Here is a 16075-nt window from a genome sequence, read left to right on the forward strand (position 1 = left end):
AGCGGGTGTCGGCGCTGTGCCGGACAACAAAAAGGCCACTTTCGAGTGGCCTTTGTTTTGTCTGCGATCAGCTGCCGGGCAACTGATAGTTGCGGGCAAATTCGTCGGGTGGCAGCGGGCGGCTGAACAGGTAGCCTTGCAGCCGATCGCAACCGGCTTGTACCAGCCAGGCTTGCTGCTCGGGGGTTTCAACCCCTTCGGCGGTGATCCTGATCCCAAGCTCGTGGCCCAAGCCGATGACGGAGCGCACTATGGCGGTGGTGGCCTGGTTGGTGGCCAGCCCCTGGGTGAAGCTGCGGTCCAGCTTGAGGGTAGCCACCTGCAGCCGTGGCAGGTAGGCGAGCGAGCAGTAACCTGTGCCGAAGTCATCGATGGCGAGCTGGAAACCTGCCTCAATCAGATTGGCGAGGTTGCTCTCAATCTCGTCGGCGTTCTCCATCAGCACCCCTTCGGTGATCTCCAGCTCCAGTTGCCAGGGGGCGAGCCCGTGACGCTCTATGCAGGCGAAGATCTGCGGGCAGAGGTCGGGGTCACGAAATTGCAGCGGTGACAGATTGATTGAGAGCACCAGATCCGGTGCCGCACCCTGCCAGCGAGCCAGTTGGGCACAGCCCTGTTCCAGCATGCGCTGACCGAGCTGGCCGATGAGCCCCAGCTCCTCTGCCAGCGGGATGAATTCATCTGGCGAGATCATGCCGAGTTCGGGGTGGGGCCAGCGGCAGAGCAGTTCAGCCCCGTGCAACTGGTTGTTGCGGGTGCTGATGATGGGCTGATAGACGGCGGTGAGCTGCCCCGATTTGATGGCCAGCGGCAGCTGGGCCGCGATCAGCTGACGGCGTTTGAGTTTGGCGTCTAGCTCGGGATCGAACAGGGTACAGTGCTGCTGCTGACGCTTGCCCTGGGCCAGCGCGGCCTCGGCATGGCTCAATAGCCGTTCGGCGTCGTTGGCCCTGCCGTGGGCAATGCCAAGGAACACAGGGATCTGGATCCTGTGCTCTTCGATCTGGTAGGGCACCATCAGCTCGTTTTGCAGGCGGCGACTCCAGTCTGCCAGCGGTTCGCTCAGCTCCGGCAGCAGCATGGCGAAGTCGTCGGCGGCGACCCGGCACACCAGTGACTGGGGCGGCGCCAGCTGTTGCAGACGACGAGCTACCTGGCTCAGCAGGCGATCGGCGACCCGGATGCCGAAGCGGTCATTGATCTCGCGAAAGTGTTGCAGGTCGACCAGCAGCAGGCTGGCCTTGCGGGCCCCGAGGTGGCGGCTGGTCTGCAGAAAATGGGAGAGTTTGAGCAGGCCGGTCAGACTGTCGTAGTGCTGCTCCTGCTGCAACTGGGCCTGGGTGGTCCGCAGTCCCGTGATGTCACGGCTCAAGGTCAGGATGCCGAGGGAGTTGCCCTCGTCGTCCGGCACATCGACCCGGGTTATCTCCAGGTGGCGGCCCTGGCCGTTGGCATCCACCAGGCAGTATTCGCCCCGTCCCATGGGTAACTCTGTGGAGAGTCTGTGTGCGACACGCTGGCCGAGCGCCTCGCTCGCCGCCATGCCCATGAAGTCGAGAAAGGCCTGGTTGCAGTCGATGAGCAGTCCCTGATGGTCTTCCAGCCGGATGGGATCCGGGATGGCGTCAAGCAGCCGGCGCTGCAGCAGCTGCTGCTGACGAAAGGTCTGCTCCAGCTCCTTGCGCTGGCCAATCTCGTTGACCATGCCAAACAGCGCTACTGGCTTGCCCTGCTCGTCATAGAGGGGGATCTTGTGGATCTCCATCCAACGGGTGCTGTCGCCACTGTTGCAGTGCAGCTGCTGATAGAGCAAAGGATTGCCCTCTGCCAGCAGGCGATCATCCTCTTCCCGAAAGATGTTGCCCCATGGCATCTCTATGTCCGTCTTGCCGATAAGCTCTTCTGTTTGCTGCAGACCTGCCTGCTCCACAAACGTGCGGTTGGCAAACAGGTAGCGCCCGTCCGTATCCCGACAGAAGATATTCATGGGCAACTGATCGATGATCTGCTGTAACAGCGTCAGGGTGAGCAAGGAATTCACGCAGGCACTCACGGGGGTAATTTCGAGCAAATCTATGATAGCAGACGGGTTTTGTAAAGCTTGGGTTAACGAGGATGCATTTCTGCCGATCTCTGCTGACAGTCTGTGTCGTCAACGCCATAATAGCCGCCGGTTGGCCGATGGCCGAATAATATGGATGAGAGAAGCAGCATGAAAAAGATATTGGGGATCGCCCTGGCCCTGCTGATGGCCGGGTGTGCCAGCGACAACAATGGTGGTGAGCAGTACCGCTATAACCCGCCGGTTGCCAAGGCGACCAACAACACCCAGGAGATGCAGATCCCTGTGGATCTGGTGTGGGCCCGTGCCGAGAAGTGGTTTGCCGATCACGGTCTCAACATCGAGAACAGCCAGCGTGGCTCGGGTCTGATGACGGCCAACGTCGAAAACTCCGCCGATGGTCTGGAGTGGCTGGATTGCGGCACCATGGGCTCCAAAGTGGCGCTGGGCAACCCCAATCTGCAGATCAATCTGATCATCACCCAGAGCGGCAACAACAGCGTGGCGACCGTCAACGTCAAGGGCAATACCCAGCTCTACTTCGTTGAGTCGTCCGGCGAGCGTGTCGCAGCTCCTTCCATCACGCCTGTCTGTGTCTCCCAGGGGCGCCTGGAACAGAGTCTGTTTGCCACACTGGGCAACTGATCCGCCTCTGTCAGTCGCCTGCTTGTCTGGCGGCCAGCATCAAACACCCCCTTGCTTGCAGCGGGGTGTTTGTTTTTGGGCGGTCAGCGTGCCCTGAATAGAGGAGATGCCACCGTCAGCGCATTTCAGGTTCTGACACCCGGGTGCCCCTGTGTTGCCGCCAGACATAAAGAAAAACGCCCACGGCAGGGGCCGGGGGCGTTCGGAGCGTCAGCACGACTGGCTGGCGACTAGAGGGCGCTGTCACCGTGAAAGAGAGCCTGCTCGCCGGATTTGAGCACATAGCCTTTCCAGGGGAAGAGCTGGTAGGCACCTCCCTGCCAGGACCAGTTGCCCTCATCCCCTTGTCGGGTCAGCAAGGTCTGCTCACCGTTTGGCAGAGTCAGTTCGGCCTTGCTCTGGTCGGCATTGAACAGCACGAAGGCGCTGCCGGTCTCATCCGATTTGAGGGATTGCAGTCTCACCGCCTGTTCAAACAGGCGCACGCACTGGTTGGTCAGCGCTGACCATTGATAACCGGCGCTGGCACGACAGCCGTGGATATCCTGATCATTGCCGACCATATGCTGAGTCGGGGTACTGCAAGCCGCCAGCAGCAGGGAGGCGGCCATCAGAGTCAGAGTGCGCATGCTTACTCCTGCTTGTCTTCGAGATTGTCCCGTTCGATGACGATGTTGGAGAAACCCAGCTCCTTGAAGTAGTTCTCCTGGTAATCCTTCACGCTCTTTTTGTCGCGGCGGCAGACTTGGGCCAGCTGGGCCTCCATGGCGTGGAAGCTGGAGAGATCCAGCCCTTCGGCGGCGGCAATGGCATCGTAGATGCTGCGAAACTTGTCGTTCGCATAGCCGAGCTCTTTGGTCTGCTTTTTGTAGGTGTAGGTAATCTTAAACGCCATCTGGCCCTTCCTTCTTCAATTTGGCTTGCTTGCGCTGGACATAGAGGTAGAGGCTTTCGACCTTCTCCCGTGCCCAGGGGGTCTTGCGCAAGAACTTCAAGCTGGACTTGATACTGGGGTCGTCGGTGAAGCAGCGGATGTTTATCTGCTGTCCGAGCTCTGCCCAGCCATAGTGCTCGACCAGGGCGGTGACGATCGCCTCCAGGGTCAGCCCGTGCAGCGGGTTCTTTGCTTGTGAGGAGCCTGGCTGGTCACTCATGCGTCGGCCGCCAGCTTGGCAAAGGGTTGACCCATGCGAGTGGTGACGCCATTGGCCAGATGGGGCTCAAAACCGGCCAGCATGCCAGGGCCAAACAGGCAGACCACGGTACTACCGAGCTTGAACAGGCCCATCTCGGCCCCTTTTTGCAGTGTGATGGCTTCATCACCGCTGTAATCCCAACGCACCACTTCTTTCTGCTTGGTCGGCGCTATATTGCCGGCCCAGATGGTTTCGATACTGGCGACGATAGTGGCGCCGACCAGCACCAGCGCCATGGGACCATGGGGGGTGCGGAAGGTGGCGACCACACGTTCGTTGCGAGCGAACAGGTTGGGCACGTTCTCGGCGGTGAGCGGGTTGACGGAGAAGAGATCCCCCGGCACGAACACCATGCTTTCCAGCACGCCGTCCAGCGGCATATGGATGCGGTGGTAATCCTTGGGTGCCAGATAGATGGTGGCAAAGTCCCCATCCTTGAATGGCGCCACCAGATCCTCGAAGCCACCCAGCAGCTCGCGGGCGCTGTAGTCGTGGCCCTTGGCCTGGATGATGCGGCCCTGATGGATGGGGCCGAGCTGGCTGACGGTGCCGTCCACCGGCAGGGCCAGGGTCATGGCATCCTCGACCAGCGGACGGATCCCCGGCTTGAGCTCGCGGGTGAAGAAGGCGTTGAAGCTCGCGTAGTGGGCCGGATCTTCGTGCAGCGCTTCGCTCATGTCGACGCCGTACTGCTTGATAAAGGCCTCTATCACCCTGGTGGTGAGGTTGCCCGCTTCTGCGGCAGCCAGCTTGCCCACCAGACGGGAGAGGGCGTGCTTGGGCAAACAGTATTGACCGGCAATTTTCAGGTTGTCAGTGATGCTCATGATCTTGATCTGGTCTTTATGGAAAGAGGGTTGAATAGGTCACGTCCGGGCTTGTTGCCGACCGTGGCGGGCTTCCTGCATGGTTTCCAGGATGCGGTGATAGTTATGGAAGCGATCGGCACTGATGTCGCCACGGTCGACCGCCGCACGCAGGGCGCAGCCTGGGTCGTCCTTGTGGGTGCAGTCGCGGAATCGGCAACCACCCAGGTAGTCACGAAACTCGATGAAGCACCAGGTGATGCGATCGGCTTCCAGATGCCAGAGTGCGAACTCGCGGATCCCGGGGGAATCGATTAGATCGCCGCCGCTCGGGAAGTGATAGAGTCGCGCCGTGGTGGTGGTGTGCGTACCTAGCCCCGAGTTTTCGGAGATCTCGCCGGTCAGCACATCCAGCCCCGGCATCAGGGCGTTGGTGAGCGACGATTTGCCCACCCCGGACTGGCCGACGAAGATGCTGATCTTGCCTTCGAACTGGGCCTTGAGCTCATCGAGGCCTTCGCCGCTCTCACAGCTCACCAGGATCACCTGGTAGCCCAGCTTGCGATAGGGGTCGAGTTGTCGTTCGACACGGATGCGGGCAGCATCATCGAGCATGTCGACTTTGTTCAGCACTATGAGTGGCTGTATCTCCACATCCTCGGCGGCGACCAGATAGCGGTCGACAATGTTGGTGGAGAACTCGGGCATCACCGCCGAGACGATGATGATCTGGTCGATGTTGGCGGCGATGGGTTTGACCCCGTCGTAGAAATCCGGCCGGGTCAACACTGAGTGGCGCGGATGTACCGCCTCGATGACCCCTGCGGTCGCGGTATTGAGGCCGGGCCGCCAGACCACCTTGTCGCCACACACCAGGCTGCTGATGCTGCTGCGACGCAGATTGCTGCGGTGGATGGTGCCGTCAGTCGCTTCTACGTCAGCATGCTGACCGAAACGGCTGATCACCACTCCTTCAATGGCCGGGCCAAACAGGGTGTCATCCACGACAGTGGTGTGATCTTTTTGCAACCGCCGCTCGCGGTTGGCCTGGACGCGCCTTTGTTGACCCAGATTGAGTTTTGCTTTCTTTGCCACTCGATTCGCCAGTTTATGAACAGATTCAAAGCCAGTATGATACATGCAAATTGGCAAAATTCCGCCATTCCTCCCAATAGAGAGAATAATCATGACAGTCAGCGCGCAGAACCTGGTATGGATCGACATGGAGATGACGGGTCTGGACCCCGAAGAGAACGTGGTACTGGAGATCGCCACCATAGTCACCGACAAGGATCTGAACGTGCTGGCAGAAGGGCCTGTCATCGCCATCCACCAAAGCGATGAAGAGCTGGCCAAGATGGACGACTGGAACGTCAATACCCATACCAGGAGCGGACTGGTGGCCCGGGTCAAGGAGAGTCAGTACGACGAAACCAGGGCCGTGGCCGAGACCCTCGATTTCATTCGCCAGTGGGTACCTGAGCGCACCAGCCCGCTGTGCGGCAACAGCATAGGCCAGGATCGCCGCTTCATGGTCAAGCACATGAGCGAGCTGGAAGCCTTCTTCCATTACCGCAACGTTGACGTCAGCACCATCAAGGAGCTGGTACGTCGCTGGCAGCCCGAGCTGCTGGATCAGTTCACCAAGAGTGGCTCCCACATGGCGCTGGACGATATTCGTGAATCCATCGCCGAGCTGCGCTTCTATCGTAGTCACGTCTTCAAGATCTGATTGCCTGGCATGGGGTTGCCATCGATTGGTTGCTAAAATCGACAGTTCGGCCAGCTTTTGAGCGAACACGCGCAACCAGACGAAAAAGCCCTTGCAATTGGAAAGACTGCTCTTATAATTCGGCTCCCGTGCAGTAGCGCAAGCAACCAAATGCTGCACGATTTGTTTTGATGCCATTTTATGGTGTGTGCGGGAATAGCTCAGTTGGTAGAGCACGACCTTGCCAAGGTCGGGGTCGCGAGTTCGAGTCTCGTTTCCCGCTCCAAATTGTGATGATGAAACTGGTTCAATCCAGCCCGATGCGGGAATAGCTCAGTTGGTAGAGCACGACCTTGCCAAGGTCGGGGTCGCGAGTTCGAGTCTCGTTTCCCGCTCCAATCATCTTCACAGACCAGATAATGACAACGCTGTTGCGGGAATAGCTCAGTTGGTAGAGCACGACCTTGCCAAGGTCGGGGTCGCGAGTTCGAGTCTCGTTTCCCGCTCCAAAATGTGATGATGAAACTGGTTCAATCCAGCCCGATGCGGGAATAGCTCAGTTGGTAGAGCACGACCTTGCCAAGGTCGGGGTCGCGAGTTCGAGTCTCGTTTCCCGCTCCAATCATCTTCACCAGCGCAAAACGACCATTTATGTTGCGGGAATAGCTCAGTTGGTAGAGCACGACCTTGCCAAGGTCGGGGTCGCGAGTTCGAGTCTCGTTTCCCGCTCCAAATATTTGCAATGTGACATCCTGTTGCGGGAATAGCTCAGTTGGTAGAGCACGACCTTGCCAAGGTCGGGGTCGCGAGTTCGAGTCTCGTTTCCCGCTCCAACACATTTGCAAGTGACATCCTGTTGCGGGAATAGCTCAGTTGGTAGAGCACGACCTTGCCAAGGTCGGGGTCGCGAGTTCGAGTCTCGTTTCCCGCTCCAATCTCTCTCTTCGAAGTACCCAAATCCAATAGATAAACATATTGATTACAACACCCGGTTGGTAGAGCATCATCCATGCCAGCCAAGGCTGGGGTCGTGTATTCGAGTCTCGTTATCCGCTCCAATTTCTCTTCGTAGTACCAGCATTCCTTTTAATCCTCCAAAAATGACTTCCGTATCGCGCTGCGATGCGTTTGTGTTCCTGCTTTTCAGCTCTATCCCTCTGTTTGCCAAGTTCGCTTACCCTGATAGCAAGACGCTGCCCTGGTCCGGGATGAGCTGATACCCAGTGGTCGTGATGGCCTGATGGTTGAGGGGCGACAAGAGGGAAATGGCGGGCAAGCGCAGTCACAACCCGGAGAGGGTCTGGTCACAAGCGGGCGATGAACAATAGTGGAGTGGTAAACGGCAGGCAAAAAAATAGGAGGAGCAGGTCTCCTCCTACAGGCTCACTGGCGTGGCTTAGAGCAGAGTAACGTTCTCAGCCTGAGGACCTTTTTGGCCCTGAGTCACAGTGAACTGGACTTTTTGACCTTCAGCCAGGGTCTTGAAACCTGTGCTCTGGATGGAGGAGAAGTGAACGAAAACGTCCGGTCCCTGGGATTGCTCGATGAAGCCAAAACCCTTGGTTTCGTTAAACCATTTTACTTGGCCGGTGCGAATGTCAGACATGTGGTAAGTCCTATCTATAACGAAATGAAACTAAGCCTTGTTGGGCAGCATTTGCCTAGGAATCAGGGGTTGAAGCATGACTGACCACGTCAATTTGTCCCAGTAGCATGTAGAACAATCCCTGTCTAAAGCACAAACGATTGTACGTGAGAGCAGATCCTTGTCAATTTTGCGCTTTTCATTTTTTGAGCAAGCTAAAAATATTGTGAAGTCAGCGGCTTATTTCACTGTGCTGGATCAAAAAGCGGGAGGCTCATGGCCTCCCGTTTTGTCACTCCTTGAGGGCGAACCCTTGGCCCTGCCGGTCATACCGATAGATGGCCTGACCGTAGGAGCGGATCTCCACCCGCTGGATACGGCGGTTGTCATCCACCAGAATGAACACCGACTTGCCCGATTGCAGCCGGGTCAAAGGGCGGTCCGGCCCTTCGATGGCAATCAGGCGACTGAGCTCGGCGCCTGGCAGCTCGAACTTGCGCCAGATGGAGTAGAGGGTTTCACCGGCTTGCACATCGTGCTGTAGCCAGCTGCCATCTACTTTCTCTTCGACCGGTTTGGCGGCCGAGGTGCCATTGCCAGTAGTCAGTGCTTCGGCTGGCACGGCCAGCGGCACGGCGAGCGAACCGGACGGGGCGATTGTCGGCATGGCAGGCGCAGGTTCCCAGGCCAGCAACAGCAGCCAGATGGGCACTAGCACCAGCAGGCCTATGGTGTGTTTGCGGGGCAGCGGGTTGGCCAGCTTGAATTTGCCTGCGCTGGCCTCCTGGCCGCGTTGGCCAAGGCCACGCATCCCTTGGCCGATGCGCTGGCGCAGGGGCAGGGTAGCGGCATTGATACGATGGAGCAGGGATCCTTGTGATTCGTCTTGTCGACGCTGCTGGGCTCGTCTGTTATGGCCACGTGGGCGACGGTCCGGGGTGGGCACGGCATTTACCTCTCACTACATTGCCTGCCATCAGGCAAATTCGTTGCCTATGGTAAACGGACTCGCCCCCGAGGGGGAGAGTCCGAGAGAGGAAAATTGTCAGCTGAGACGAAATTGTCCCAGTAATTGCTGCAAACGCTCGGCTGCCTGACGCAATGCCTGGCTGGCTTTGGCCGTTTCGGTCGCATCCTGAGCGATGTCGTTGGCCAGTGCGTTGGTTTTTGACAGATTGCCGGACACCGTCTCGGAGACGGAGCTCTGCTCCTCGGCGGCGGAGGCGATCTGATAGGTCATGTCGTTGATGGTAGAGATGGCCTGATAGATGCTGGCGAGCGCCTCTTCCGCTAGATCCGCCTCGCCCACCGCCTGATGGGTCAGCTGTTGGCTTTGATTGATGGCGCTGACCGCATTGGCCGAGCTGAGACGGATCTTCTCGAGCAGCTCCTGGGTGTTCTGCACCGCCTGCTGGGTGTTGCCCGCCAGCTTGCGCACCTCGTCGGCCACCACCGCAAAACCTCGGCCCTGTTCGCCGGCCCGTGCAGCCTCTATGGCGGCATTGAGCGCGAGCAGGTTGGTCTGATCGGCAATGCCCTGGATCACAGTGAGTATGTTGGTGATCTGCTCGCTGTCGTGAGCCAGCCCCTCGACCACTTCGGCGCCTTTGCCTGCTTCGGCCGCCACCTTGTGCATTGACTGGATCACCTGCTGGAAGCGTACCTTGCCCTGATCCGCCGCGCTCTGGGCCTGCTTGGCCGAGTCGGCGGTGTTGTTGGCGTGGGTGGCCACTTCCTGGCTGACATAGGACATCTCCTGTACCGCGGTCAGCATCTGCTCCATCTCCGCCTGGTGATGCTGCAAGTTGGTGTCGGTCTGCCCTGCGATGCGGTCGGTATCACCGGCGTGGCGGTTCACCTCGCTGGCGGTTTTCAGCACATCCCCCAGCAGCACCTGCAGCTTGTCGATGAAGCGGTTGATGCCCTTGGCGAGATCCCCCAGCTCGTCGACGGAGCGGGTGGTGAGGCGCTTGGTGAGATCCCCCTCGCCATCGGCAATGTCATCTACCAGGCTGACCATCTGGCGGATGGGGCCCGTGATACTGCGCGCTATCATCAGCATGGTGGCCAGTGCCAGCACCAGTACGACAAGGGCACCCACCAGTTGCTGGGTCATGGCAGCCCGACTCATGTCGCTTAGCTGACTTTCCAGCTGATCGGCGCCCGCCAGTACCACCTTGTAGGGCAGGGTGACTATGATGGCCCAGTTGCGGCTCATGCCTGGTACCATGATGGGCACAGAGATACGAAACGACTCGTCCAGCTCCTGACGCTGCACTTCCGGTTTCAGATATTGCTGCCACTGGTTGCCGAGCAGCTTGTCGGCCCGGCTGCCAAGCAGGCTGGCGTCACCGCTGGTACCCGTGATGACGCCGGCGGCGCTGACGATCAGGGTCTCGCCCTTGCCGTCATAGATGTTGCTGTTGAGGGACTGGGCCTGACGGCTGATGGAGTCCACCGCCAGATCCAGCGCGGCGATCCCCTTGAACTTGCCTGCCACCATGATGGGGGTGGTGATGGTGCTCACCAGCACCTGCTGGCCGTTGATATCCACCTTGAAGGGGTCGATGAGGCAGGAGCGTCCCTCCCGTTTCGGGCAGGAGTAGTAGTCATTGGCCGGGTTGCCGAATTCATCCGGATCGGTCTTTTCGATGGAAAGCAGCAGGTCTGTGCCTATCTGGTCCTTGTCACGATAGAAGTAGGGCACGAAGCGGCCCTGGCTGTCGCTACCCAGCGCGCTTTGACCGGCGAAGGTGGCGTCCTGGTCGTCGAAGCCGTTCGGCTCGAAGCCGGCGAAGGCGCCATACAATTGTGGTTCGAGCGCGAGCTGCGCCTTGAGTAGATCCGTGGCCTGCTGGCGATCCAGCGGTAGCTTGCCCTCTTGTTGCAAGGCGAGGGCACTGGCCATCTGCTGGGTATAGGAGAGCCCCTTTTGCAGCAACTGTGTGATGGTGGCGGCCTCGGCCCGTGCGTTGGCACTCACCTTTTGCCAGGCTTCTTGCTGCAGGGCGGCGCGACTGGAGCTGATGGTCAGCTGTTGGGTCTGTTGACCGGAATACTGGTTGAGCAGGATCAGTATGACCAGGGCTGCGGTCATGGCGATCCCGGCCATGACCAGAATTCGATTCTGGATAGAACGGAACTGCATCGTCTCTTCCTTGTGTCGTGAGAAGTAGTGTGAGAGTTGTTTGGATATCGGCCGGAGGAGGCAGCTCTCCAACACTCCCCATAGCAAATCGGAAATGCCGCTTCGGTTTTGCGATCCCCCTCAAATATCAGGCGGCAGGCGGCCGGGCTGCAAATTTAACCCCCTACTTTAGCCCGCAACGGCCTCATGGTTTTCCCATCCGGGATTCTGAGTGCTAAAATGCGACGGTTTTTTCTAACGAATTGGCCCAAGGCCCTCTACACAAGGCTTAAAGATGAAAGTCAAAACCCGTTTTGCTCCCAGCCCGACCGGCTTTTTGCATGTCGGCGGTGCCCGTACCGCACTCTATTCCTGGTTGTTTGCAAAGAGCCAGGGCGGTGAGTTCGTGCTGCGTATTGAGGATACCGACCTGGAACGTTCCACTCAGGAGGCGATCGACGCCATCATTGAGGGCATGGAATGGCTGGAGCTGAACTGGGATGAGGGCCCCTACTACCAGACCAAGCGTTTCGACCGCTACAATGGCATCATCGACGAGATGCTGACCGATGGCCGTGCCTACAAGTGCTACTGCTCCCGTGAGCGCCTGGACGCGCTGCGCGAAGGTCAGATGGCCAACGGTGAGAAGCCCCGCTATGACGGCAAGTGCCGTGATGCGGCTCACGATCACCCGGCCGATGCGCCGCACGTTATTCGCTTCCGCAACCCGACCGAAGGTTCAGTCGTATTCGATGACCACGTGCGTGGCCGCATCGAGTTCGCCAATACCGAGCTCGACGATCTCATCATCCGCCGTACCGATGGCGCGCCGACCTACAACTTCTGCGTGGTGGTCGATGACTGGGACATGGAGATCACCCACGTGGTGCGTGGCGAAGACCACATCAACAACACCCCGCGCCAGATCAACATCTACAAGGCGCTAAACGCGCCCGTGCCGGAGTTTGCCCACGTTTCCATGATCCTGGGTGACGATGGTGCCAAGCTCTCCAAGCGCCACGGCGCTGTGTCCGTGATGCAGTACCGCGACGACGGCTACCTGCCGGAAGCGCTGCTGAACTATCTGGTGCGTCTGGGCTGGTCCCACGGCGATCAGGAGATCTTCACCCTGGACGAGATGATCAAGCTGTTCAGCCTGGATGCCATCTCCAAATCCGCCTCCGCCTTCAACACCGACAAGCTGTTGTGGCTGAACAACCACTACATGCGCAGCCTGGATCCGGCCTATGTGGCCAAGCATCTGGCCTGGCACATGGAAAACCAGAAGATTGACACCAGCAAGGGCCCATCACTGCCAGAGGTTGTCACTCTGCTGGCCGAGCGCTGCAACACTCTGGTAGAGATGGCCGCCCAGAGCCGCTATCTGTTCGAAGAGTACGAAGCGATCGACGAAGCGGCTGCCAAGAAGCATCTGCGCGGCGTCGCTGCCGAGCCGCTGGCGCTGGCCAAGGCCAAGCTGACTGCGCTGGACACCTGGACCACCGAAGCGCTGCACGAGCTGATTGAAGCCACTGCCGCCGAGCTGGGTCAGGGCATGGGCAAGGTCGGCATGCCGCTGCGCGTGGCCGTGACCGGTCTGGGTCAGTCCCCTGGCATCGACGCCGTGATGGCGCTGGTGGGTAAAGAGCGTGTGCTGACTCGCATCGATCGCGCGTTGGCGTATATCGAAGCGCGCATGGCCGCCGAGTAAGTCGCCTGCTGCCGCGACGGGTGGCAGCCGGATAAATTGCCTTCCGCTGACAATAAAGGGCTCCCGCAAGGGAGCCTTTGTTTTTCGCGGTTAACCAGATTTGTGACATAAAACAGCGAGATAGCGGCAAGGTTGCCGGTAAAAACAGCTAACTGCTTGAATTTTGACTAAACGCTCCAGCCGGTGTTATTTTTGGGTTGACAGCAAAGCGGGTGATGCCTATCATGCGCCTCCGTTGCCGGAGATAACTTCGTCAGCGCCGAGGTGAGTTGGGGTTATAGCTCAGCTGGGAGAGCGCTTGCATGGCATGCAAGAGGTCCGCGGTTCGATCCCGCGTAGCTCCACCAAATTCTCCTCGAACAATCTGGAATCAAAGGGGTTATAGCTCAGCTGGGAGAGCGCTTGCATGGCATGCAAGAGGTCCGCGGTTCGATCCCGCGTAGCTCCACCAGGTTCCTGATTGAAGATAAAGTACCCAGGGCAGTGCGGTGTGTATCACCCAAGCCGACCTTTGTGGGGTTATAGCTCAGCTGGGAGAGCGCTTGCATGGCATGCAAGAGGTCCGCGGTTCGATCCCGCGTAGCTCCACCACTATTTGCGACAGATGGCCGCCAGAACCATTTGTTGAGTACGAAATTCGGGGTTATAGCTCAGCTGGGAGAGCGCTTGCATGGCATGCAAGAGGTCCGCGGTTCGATCCCGCGTAGCTCCACCACTATTTACGACAGATGGCCGCCAGAACCATTTGTTGAGTACAAAATTTGGGGTTATAGCTCAGCTGGGAGAGCGCTTGCATGGCATGCAAGAGGTCCGCGGTTCGATCCCGCGTAGCTCCACCAAATTTTTGTGACAAGAAGCCAAAAGGCCACCGTTATCGCGGTGGCCTTTTTGTTTTGGCTCATTTTGCGTCCGGCCGCCTCCTGCCCGTAAAAAAGCCCGCATCGCAGCGGGCTTTTGGCGTGATGGCAAAGCTGCATCAGCGGCGACGACGCCAGGCCAGGGGCAGCAAGGCCAGCAACAGGGCGCTCATGGCACCGCCGCCGCCGTTGCTCTCTTCCTTCAGCTTGAGGTCGACGATGATGGGATCATGATCAGAGGCGCTGAACGGACTGTCGGACTTGATCATGTCACCGGTGAAGCCACTGCCATATTCGAACAGGTTGCTCTCGAACGAATTGATGTGCCAGTCGGCGACCGCGATTACCTTGCTGGCCAGTGCCGGGTTGGCGAGGGCATAGTCCAGGGTACCGAGTTCGGCCTCGTAGCTGTAGGAGATAGCCTTCTCCTTGTTGAACCTGACATTCATGTCGATCAGGCCATAGCTCTTGCTCACGTCGCTGCCGGTCTGCTCATAGACTTGCTCGCCGAGGAAGGTCCGGGAGGCCGAGACTATCTTGCGCTGACCCTCGGTCGGCACATAGTCGGTCAGCACCCGGATCGCATCTTCCCTGGCGTAGGAGTTGAGGTCACCCACCAACATGACCATGCCCGGCAGCGTGTTCACCGTTTCGCCCAGTACCTTGGCGGCACTGACCCGGAACTCGGTACACTTGCCCTGCAGATCGGCCGGCTCCTTGCCGTCCAGGTTCTCCAGGCAGCCGGACCCCTTGGATTTGAGGTGGTTGACCACCAGGGTCAGCGGCTCCTTGCTGCCCTCGACGGTGAAGCTCTGCACCAGGGAGTCACGCTGGGAGGCCTGTTTCTCGACTCCTTTCGCGTCCTGGTATTTCTGTACCGGCAGCGTGATGACGCTGGCATCCCCCTGCGGCGTCAGCTTGGCGGGTCGGTAGATCATGGCGACCATGATGGCGTCGCCGCCGAAGAAGCGCTCGTCGCCAAGCAGCGCCTTGGGCAGGGCCACGAAGGCGTACTGTTTGTCGGCTTCCTTCTGTTGGGCGTTGAGGCTTTGCACCAGATCACTGATGGCTGAGTGGCTGTCAAAGCCGTTGTTCTCCATCTCCATCAGGCCGAGCAGATCGGCATCCATCTCAGTGATGGCGTTGACTATCTTGGCGCGCTGTTTCTGGAAGTCCTCCAGGTTTTTGGCGCCGCGGTTGCAGCCCTTGGCGCTGTCCGCATCCGCCTGATCCTTGCACAGCACATTGAGGCCCCCCCCCACGCTGGAGTGGCTGGTGAAGTAGTTGAGCACGTTGAAGCTGCCGATACGCAAATCGGTGCCATCGGCACGGGCCGGTGCGCTCTGGCGATCGTTATCGCCGGTGCGCAGCAGATCGCCGGCGGTGATCACCTGATCCTGCGGCACTATCAACCGGTATTCGTTGTAGCTGTAGCCCACCAGCGCATCCAGATTGACCGGGGCATCGCCGATGCGCAGATAACCCTGCTCCGGATCCCAGCCTGGCAGCCAGGGCAGTTTGCCATCGGCGGCCTTGAAGTCAGACTCGAGGAATACCCGGTTGCGGGCGTTGGCCCTGGCCAGCGCCTTTGCTTCCTTGCTGTCGGCGGCATGCAGCTGGGTCGGCTTCATCAGCGGTGCCTGGTGTGACAGCACCAGATTGTTGCGTTTGGCGGCGTAGTCATAGCTGAAGTTGCGGCTTACCTTGAGCGCGCTGTCAGCATCGAGGCGTACCCGCATCCCTTCGTGACGCTCCAGCGCCCGGGCCAGGGTCTCGTTTTCCAGTACCCGCAGCGGCACGGCGGCAGGCACAGAGCCCTGAGCGAGAACCTGCAGACGCGGGGCGCTGCTGTCAACGACCGGCTTGAGCTGGGTGTGGTTGTAGTACTCCTCGACCTTGGCCTCCAGACAGACTTCGGCACCCGGCTTGATGTCCGGGTACTTGCTGGCGAAGTTTTTGTCGTTGAGGTAGACGAAGATGCCATCCGACGTCTGGGGATTGTCATCCCCTTGCAGATCCTGCAGGTAGAAACCCTTGTTGAGACTCTCACCAAGTGCCGTGACCACCGCCTTGACCGTGACGCTCTGCGCACTTTCGAACTTGCCATCGGGGATGAGGGGACTCTTGCCACCAATGCCCTGAATGACGGGGATGGGGGTGAGGGCACTGTCAGCCGGGCAGCTGAAGCTGGCGGCATGGACGGACGGGGACGCGAGTGCAAACCCCACGGCCAGCGACAGCAGGGTACGTGTTCTTTTCATAACGGTTCCTTTTTTATTTTTTGCCAGTGTTTCCATAGCCTTGGCACCTTGACCAAGGGCGCGCATTGTCACATTTCTGGCACGTCATACCAGTGAGCCAACGCACATTACCGG

At 59.1% G+C, this 16075-nt stretch carries 13 protein-coding genes and 12 tRNA genes; 15 read left to right on the forward strand and 10 right to left on the reverse strand.

What is annotated here, in order from left to right; genetic code table 11:
* Window positions 1–67: 67 nt before the first annotated feature.
* A complete protein-coding gene (locus ONZ54_RS04905; RefSeq protein ID WP_099994210.1) occupies window positions 68–2041 on the reverse strand; it encodes a sensor domain-containing protein in 1974 nt (657 codons plus the stop codon).
* Between the two features lie 171 nt (window positions 2042–2212).
* Here ONZ54_RS04905 and ONZ54_RS04910 point away from each other — a divergent pair, with 171 nt between their 5' ends.
* The gene (locus tag ONZ54_RS04910; protein ID WP_005317941.1) at window positions 2213–2707 is read left to right on the forward strand and encodes a substrate-binding domain-containing protein; all 495 of its coding nucleotides are present in this window, start codon (window positions 2213–2215) and stop codon (window positions 2705–2707) included.
* A gap of 230 nt (window positions 2708–2937) precedes the next feature.
* On the opposite strand, the gene ONZ54_RS04915 is transcribed toward ONZ54_RS04910, so the two are convergent.
* From ONZ54_RS04915 to rsgA, 5 genes are read right to left on the reverse strand one after another with little or no spacing between them, the layout of a single operon-like run.
* Window positions 2938–3336 (reverse strand): hypothetical protein, encoded by a 399-nt coding sequence (locus ONZ54_RS04915; RefSeq protein ID WP_005317936.1) that lies wholly within the window; start codon window positions 3334–3336, stop codon window positions 2938–2940.
* Between the two features lie 2 nt (window positions 3337–3338).
* The gene (locus tag ONZ54_RS04920; protein ID WP_005317932.1) at window positions 3339–3602 is read right to left on the reverse strand and encodes a DUF2960 domain-containing protein; all 264 of its coding nucleotides are present in this window, start codon (window positions 3600–3602) and stop codon (window positions 3339–3341) included.
* Window positions 3592–3861, reverse strand: a complete 270-nt coding sequence (locus tag ONZ54_RS04925; RefSeq protein ID WP_005317929.1) for a VF530 family protein — start codon at window positions 3859–3861, stop codon at window positions 3592–3594. The genes ONZ54_RS04920 and ONZ54_RS04925 overlap by 11 nt, the downstream gene beginning before the upstream one ends.
* The gene (gene asd, locus ONZ54_RS04930) at window positions 3858–4730 is read right to left on the reverse strand and encodes an archaetidylserine decarboxylase (RefSeq protein WP_111588382.1); all 873 of its coding nucleotides are present in this window, start codon (window positions 4728–4730) and stop codon (window positions 3858–3860) included. Before asd ends, ONZ54_RS04925 begins: the two co-directional genes overlap by 4 nt.
* Before the next feature lie 39 nt (window positions 4731–4769).
* Entirely contained in the window at window positions 4770–5804 is a 1035-nt protein-coding gene (rsgA, locus tag ONZ54_RS04935; protein WP_059113181.1) for a small ribosomal subunit biogenesis GTPase RsgA, read from the reverse strand.
* A gap of 91 nt (window positions 5805–5895) precedes the next feature.
* Here rsgA and orn point away from each other — a divergent pair, with 91 nt between their 5' ends.
* From orn to ONZ54_RS04975, 8 genes are all read left to right on the forward strand, one after another.
* Window positions 5896–6441: an oligoribonuclease gene (gene orn, locus ONZ54_RS04940; RefSeq protein WP_005317921.1), complete on the forward strand. Its 546-nt coding sequence runs from the start codon at window positions 5896–5898 to the stop codon at window positions 6439–6441.
* 189 nt (window positions 6442–6630) lie between these two features.
* Window positions 6631–6706, forward strand: a tRNA-Gly gene (locus tag ONZ54_RS04945).
* A 36-nt stretch (window positions 6707–6742) separates the two neighbouring features.
* Window positions 6743–6818 (forward strand) — tRNA-Gly (locus ONZ54_RS04950).
* 35 nt (window positions 6819–6853) lie between these two features.
* Window positions 6854–6929, forward strand: a tRNA-Gly gene (locus tag ONZ54_RS04955).
* A 36-nt stretch (window positions 6930–6965) separates the two neighbouring features.
* A tRNA-Gly gene (locus ONZ54_RS04960) sits at window positions 6966–7041 on the forward strand.
* Between the two features lie 35 nt (window positions 7042–7076).
* Window positions 7077–7152: transfer RNA gene (locus ONZ54_RS04965), tRNA-Gly, on the forward strand.
* Window positions 7153–7177: 25 nt separating this feature from the next.
* A tRNA-Gly gene (locus ONZ54_RS04970) sits at window positions 7178–7253 on the forward strand.
* A 25-nt stretch (window positions 7254–7278) separates the two neighbouring features.
* A tRNA-Gly gene (locus ONZ54_RS04975) sits at window positions 7279–7354 on the forward strand.
* 462 nt (window positions 7355–7816) lie between these two features.
* Here ONZ54_RS04975 and ONZ54_RS04980 read toward each other — a convergent pair.
* From ONZ54_RS04980 to ONZ54_RS04990, 3 genes are all read right to left on the reverse strand, one after another.
* Complete coding sequence (locus ONZ54_RS04980) at window positions 7817–8026, reverse strand: cold-shock protein (RefSeq protein WP_005317918.1); 210 nt, start codon at window positions 8024–8026, stop codon at window positions 7817–7819.
* 271 nt (window positions 8027–8297) lie between these two features.
* On the reverse strand, window positions 8298–8951 hold the full coding sequence (locus ONZ54_RS04985) for a LysM-like peptidoglycan-binding domain-containing protein (RefSeq protein ID WP_265431916.1): 654 nt from the start codon (window positions 8949–8951) through the stop codon (window positions 8298–8300).
* Between the two features lie 99 nt (window positions 8952–9050).
* Window positions 9051–11153 carry a methyl-accepting chemotaxis protein gene (locus ONZ54_RS04990; RefSeq protein WP_265431917.1) on the reverse strand — a complete coding sequence of 701 codons (2103 nt, stop codon included), beginning with the start codon at window positions 11151–11153 and terminating at the stop codon, window positions 9051–9053.
* A 274-nt stretch (window positions 11154–11427) separates the two neighbouring features.
* Here ONZ54_RS04990 and gltX point away from each other — a divergent pair, with 274 nt between their 5' ends.
* From gltX to ONZ54_RS05020, 6 genes are all read left to right on the forward strand, one after another.
* On the forward strand, window positions 11428–12843 hold the full coding sequence (gltX, locus tag ONZ54_RS04995; protein ID WP_125598084.1) for a glutamate--tRNA ligase: 1416 nt from the start codon (window positions 11428–11430) through the stop codon (window positions 12841–12843).
* A 271-nt stretch (window positions 12844–13114) separates the two neighbouring features.
* Window positions 13115–13190 (forward strand) — tRNA-Ala (locus tag ONZ54_RS05000).
* A gap of 28 nt (window positions 13191–13218) precedes the next feature.
* Window positions 13219–13294: transfer RNA gene (locus ONZ54_RS05005), tRNA-Ala, on the forward strand.
* A gap of 64 nt (window positions 13295–13358) precedes the next feature.
* A tRNA-Ala gene (locus ONZ54_RS05010) sits at window positions 13359–13434 on the forward strand.
* A gap of 48 nt (window positions 13435–13482) precedes the next feature.
* Window positions 13483–13558, forward strand: a tRNA-Ala gene (locus tag ONZ54_RS05015).
* Window positions 13559–13606: 48 nt separating this feature from the next.
* Window positions 13607–13682: transfer RNA gene (locus tag ONZ54_RS05020), tRNA-Ala, on the forward strand.
* Window positions 13683–13819: 137 nt separating this feature from the next.
* On the opposite strand, the gene ONZ54_RS05025 is transcribed toward ONZ54_RS05020, so the two are convergent.
* On the reverse strand, window positions 13820–15961 hold the full coding sequence (locus tag ONZ54_RS05025) for an ExeM/NucH family extracellular endonuclease (RefSeq protein ID WP_271787612.1): 2142 nt from the start codon (window positions 15959–15961) through the stop codon (window positions 13820–13822).
* Window positions 15962–16075: the final 114 nt, after the last annotated feature.

It is taken from the genome of Aeromonas salmonicida (genome assembly GCF_028355655.1).
GTDB classification, from domain to species: domain Bacteria; phylum Pseudomonadota; class Gammaproteobacteria; order Enterobacterales; family Aeromonadaceae; genus Aeromonas; species Aeromonas salmonicida.

Coding starts and splice junctions, on each gene's coding strand:
- ONZ54_RS04910 (WP_005317941.1), top strand. CDS start 2,213: ATGAAAAAGATATTGGGGATCGCCCTGGCCCTGCTGATGGCCGGGTGT.
- ONZ54_RS04915 (WP_005317936.1), bottom strand. CDS start 3,336: ATGCGCACTCTGACTCTGATGGCCGCCTCCCTGCTGCTGGCGGCTTGC.
- ONZ54_RS04920 (WP_005317932.1), bottom strand. CDS start 3,602: ATGGCGTTTAAGATTACCTACACCTACAAAAAGCAGACCAAAGAGCTC.
- ONZ54_RS04925 (WP_005317929.1), bottom strand. CDS start 3,861: ATGAGTGACCAGCCAGGCTCCTCACAAGCAAAGAACCCGCTGCACGGG.
- asd (WP_111588382.1), bottom strand. CDS start 4,730: ATGAGCATCACTGACAACCTGAAAATTGCCGGTCAATACTGTTTGCCC.
- orn (WP_005317921.1), top strand. CDS start 5,896: ATGACAGTCAGCGCGCAGAACCTGGTATGGATCGACATGGAGATGACG.
- ONZ54_RS04980 (WP_005317918.1), bottom strand. CDS start 8,026: ATGTCTGACATTCGCACCGGCCAAGTAAAATGGTTTAACGAAACCAAG.
- ONZ54_RS04990 (WP_265431917.1), bottom strand. CDS start 11,153: ATGCAGTTCCGTTCTATCCAGAATCGAATTCTGGTCATGGCCGGGATC.
- gltX (WP_125598084.1), top strand. CDS start 11,428: ATGAAAGTCAAAACCCGTTTTGCTCCCAGCCCGACCGGCTTTTTGCAT.
- ONZ54_RS05025 (WP_271787612.1), bottom strand. CDS start 15,961: ATGAAAAGAACACGTACCCTGCTGTCGCTGGCCGTGGGGTTTGCACTC.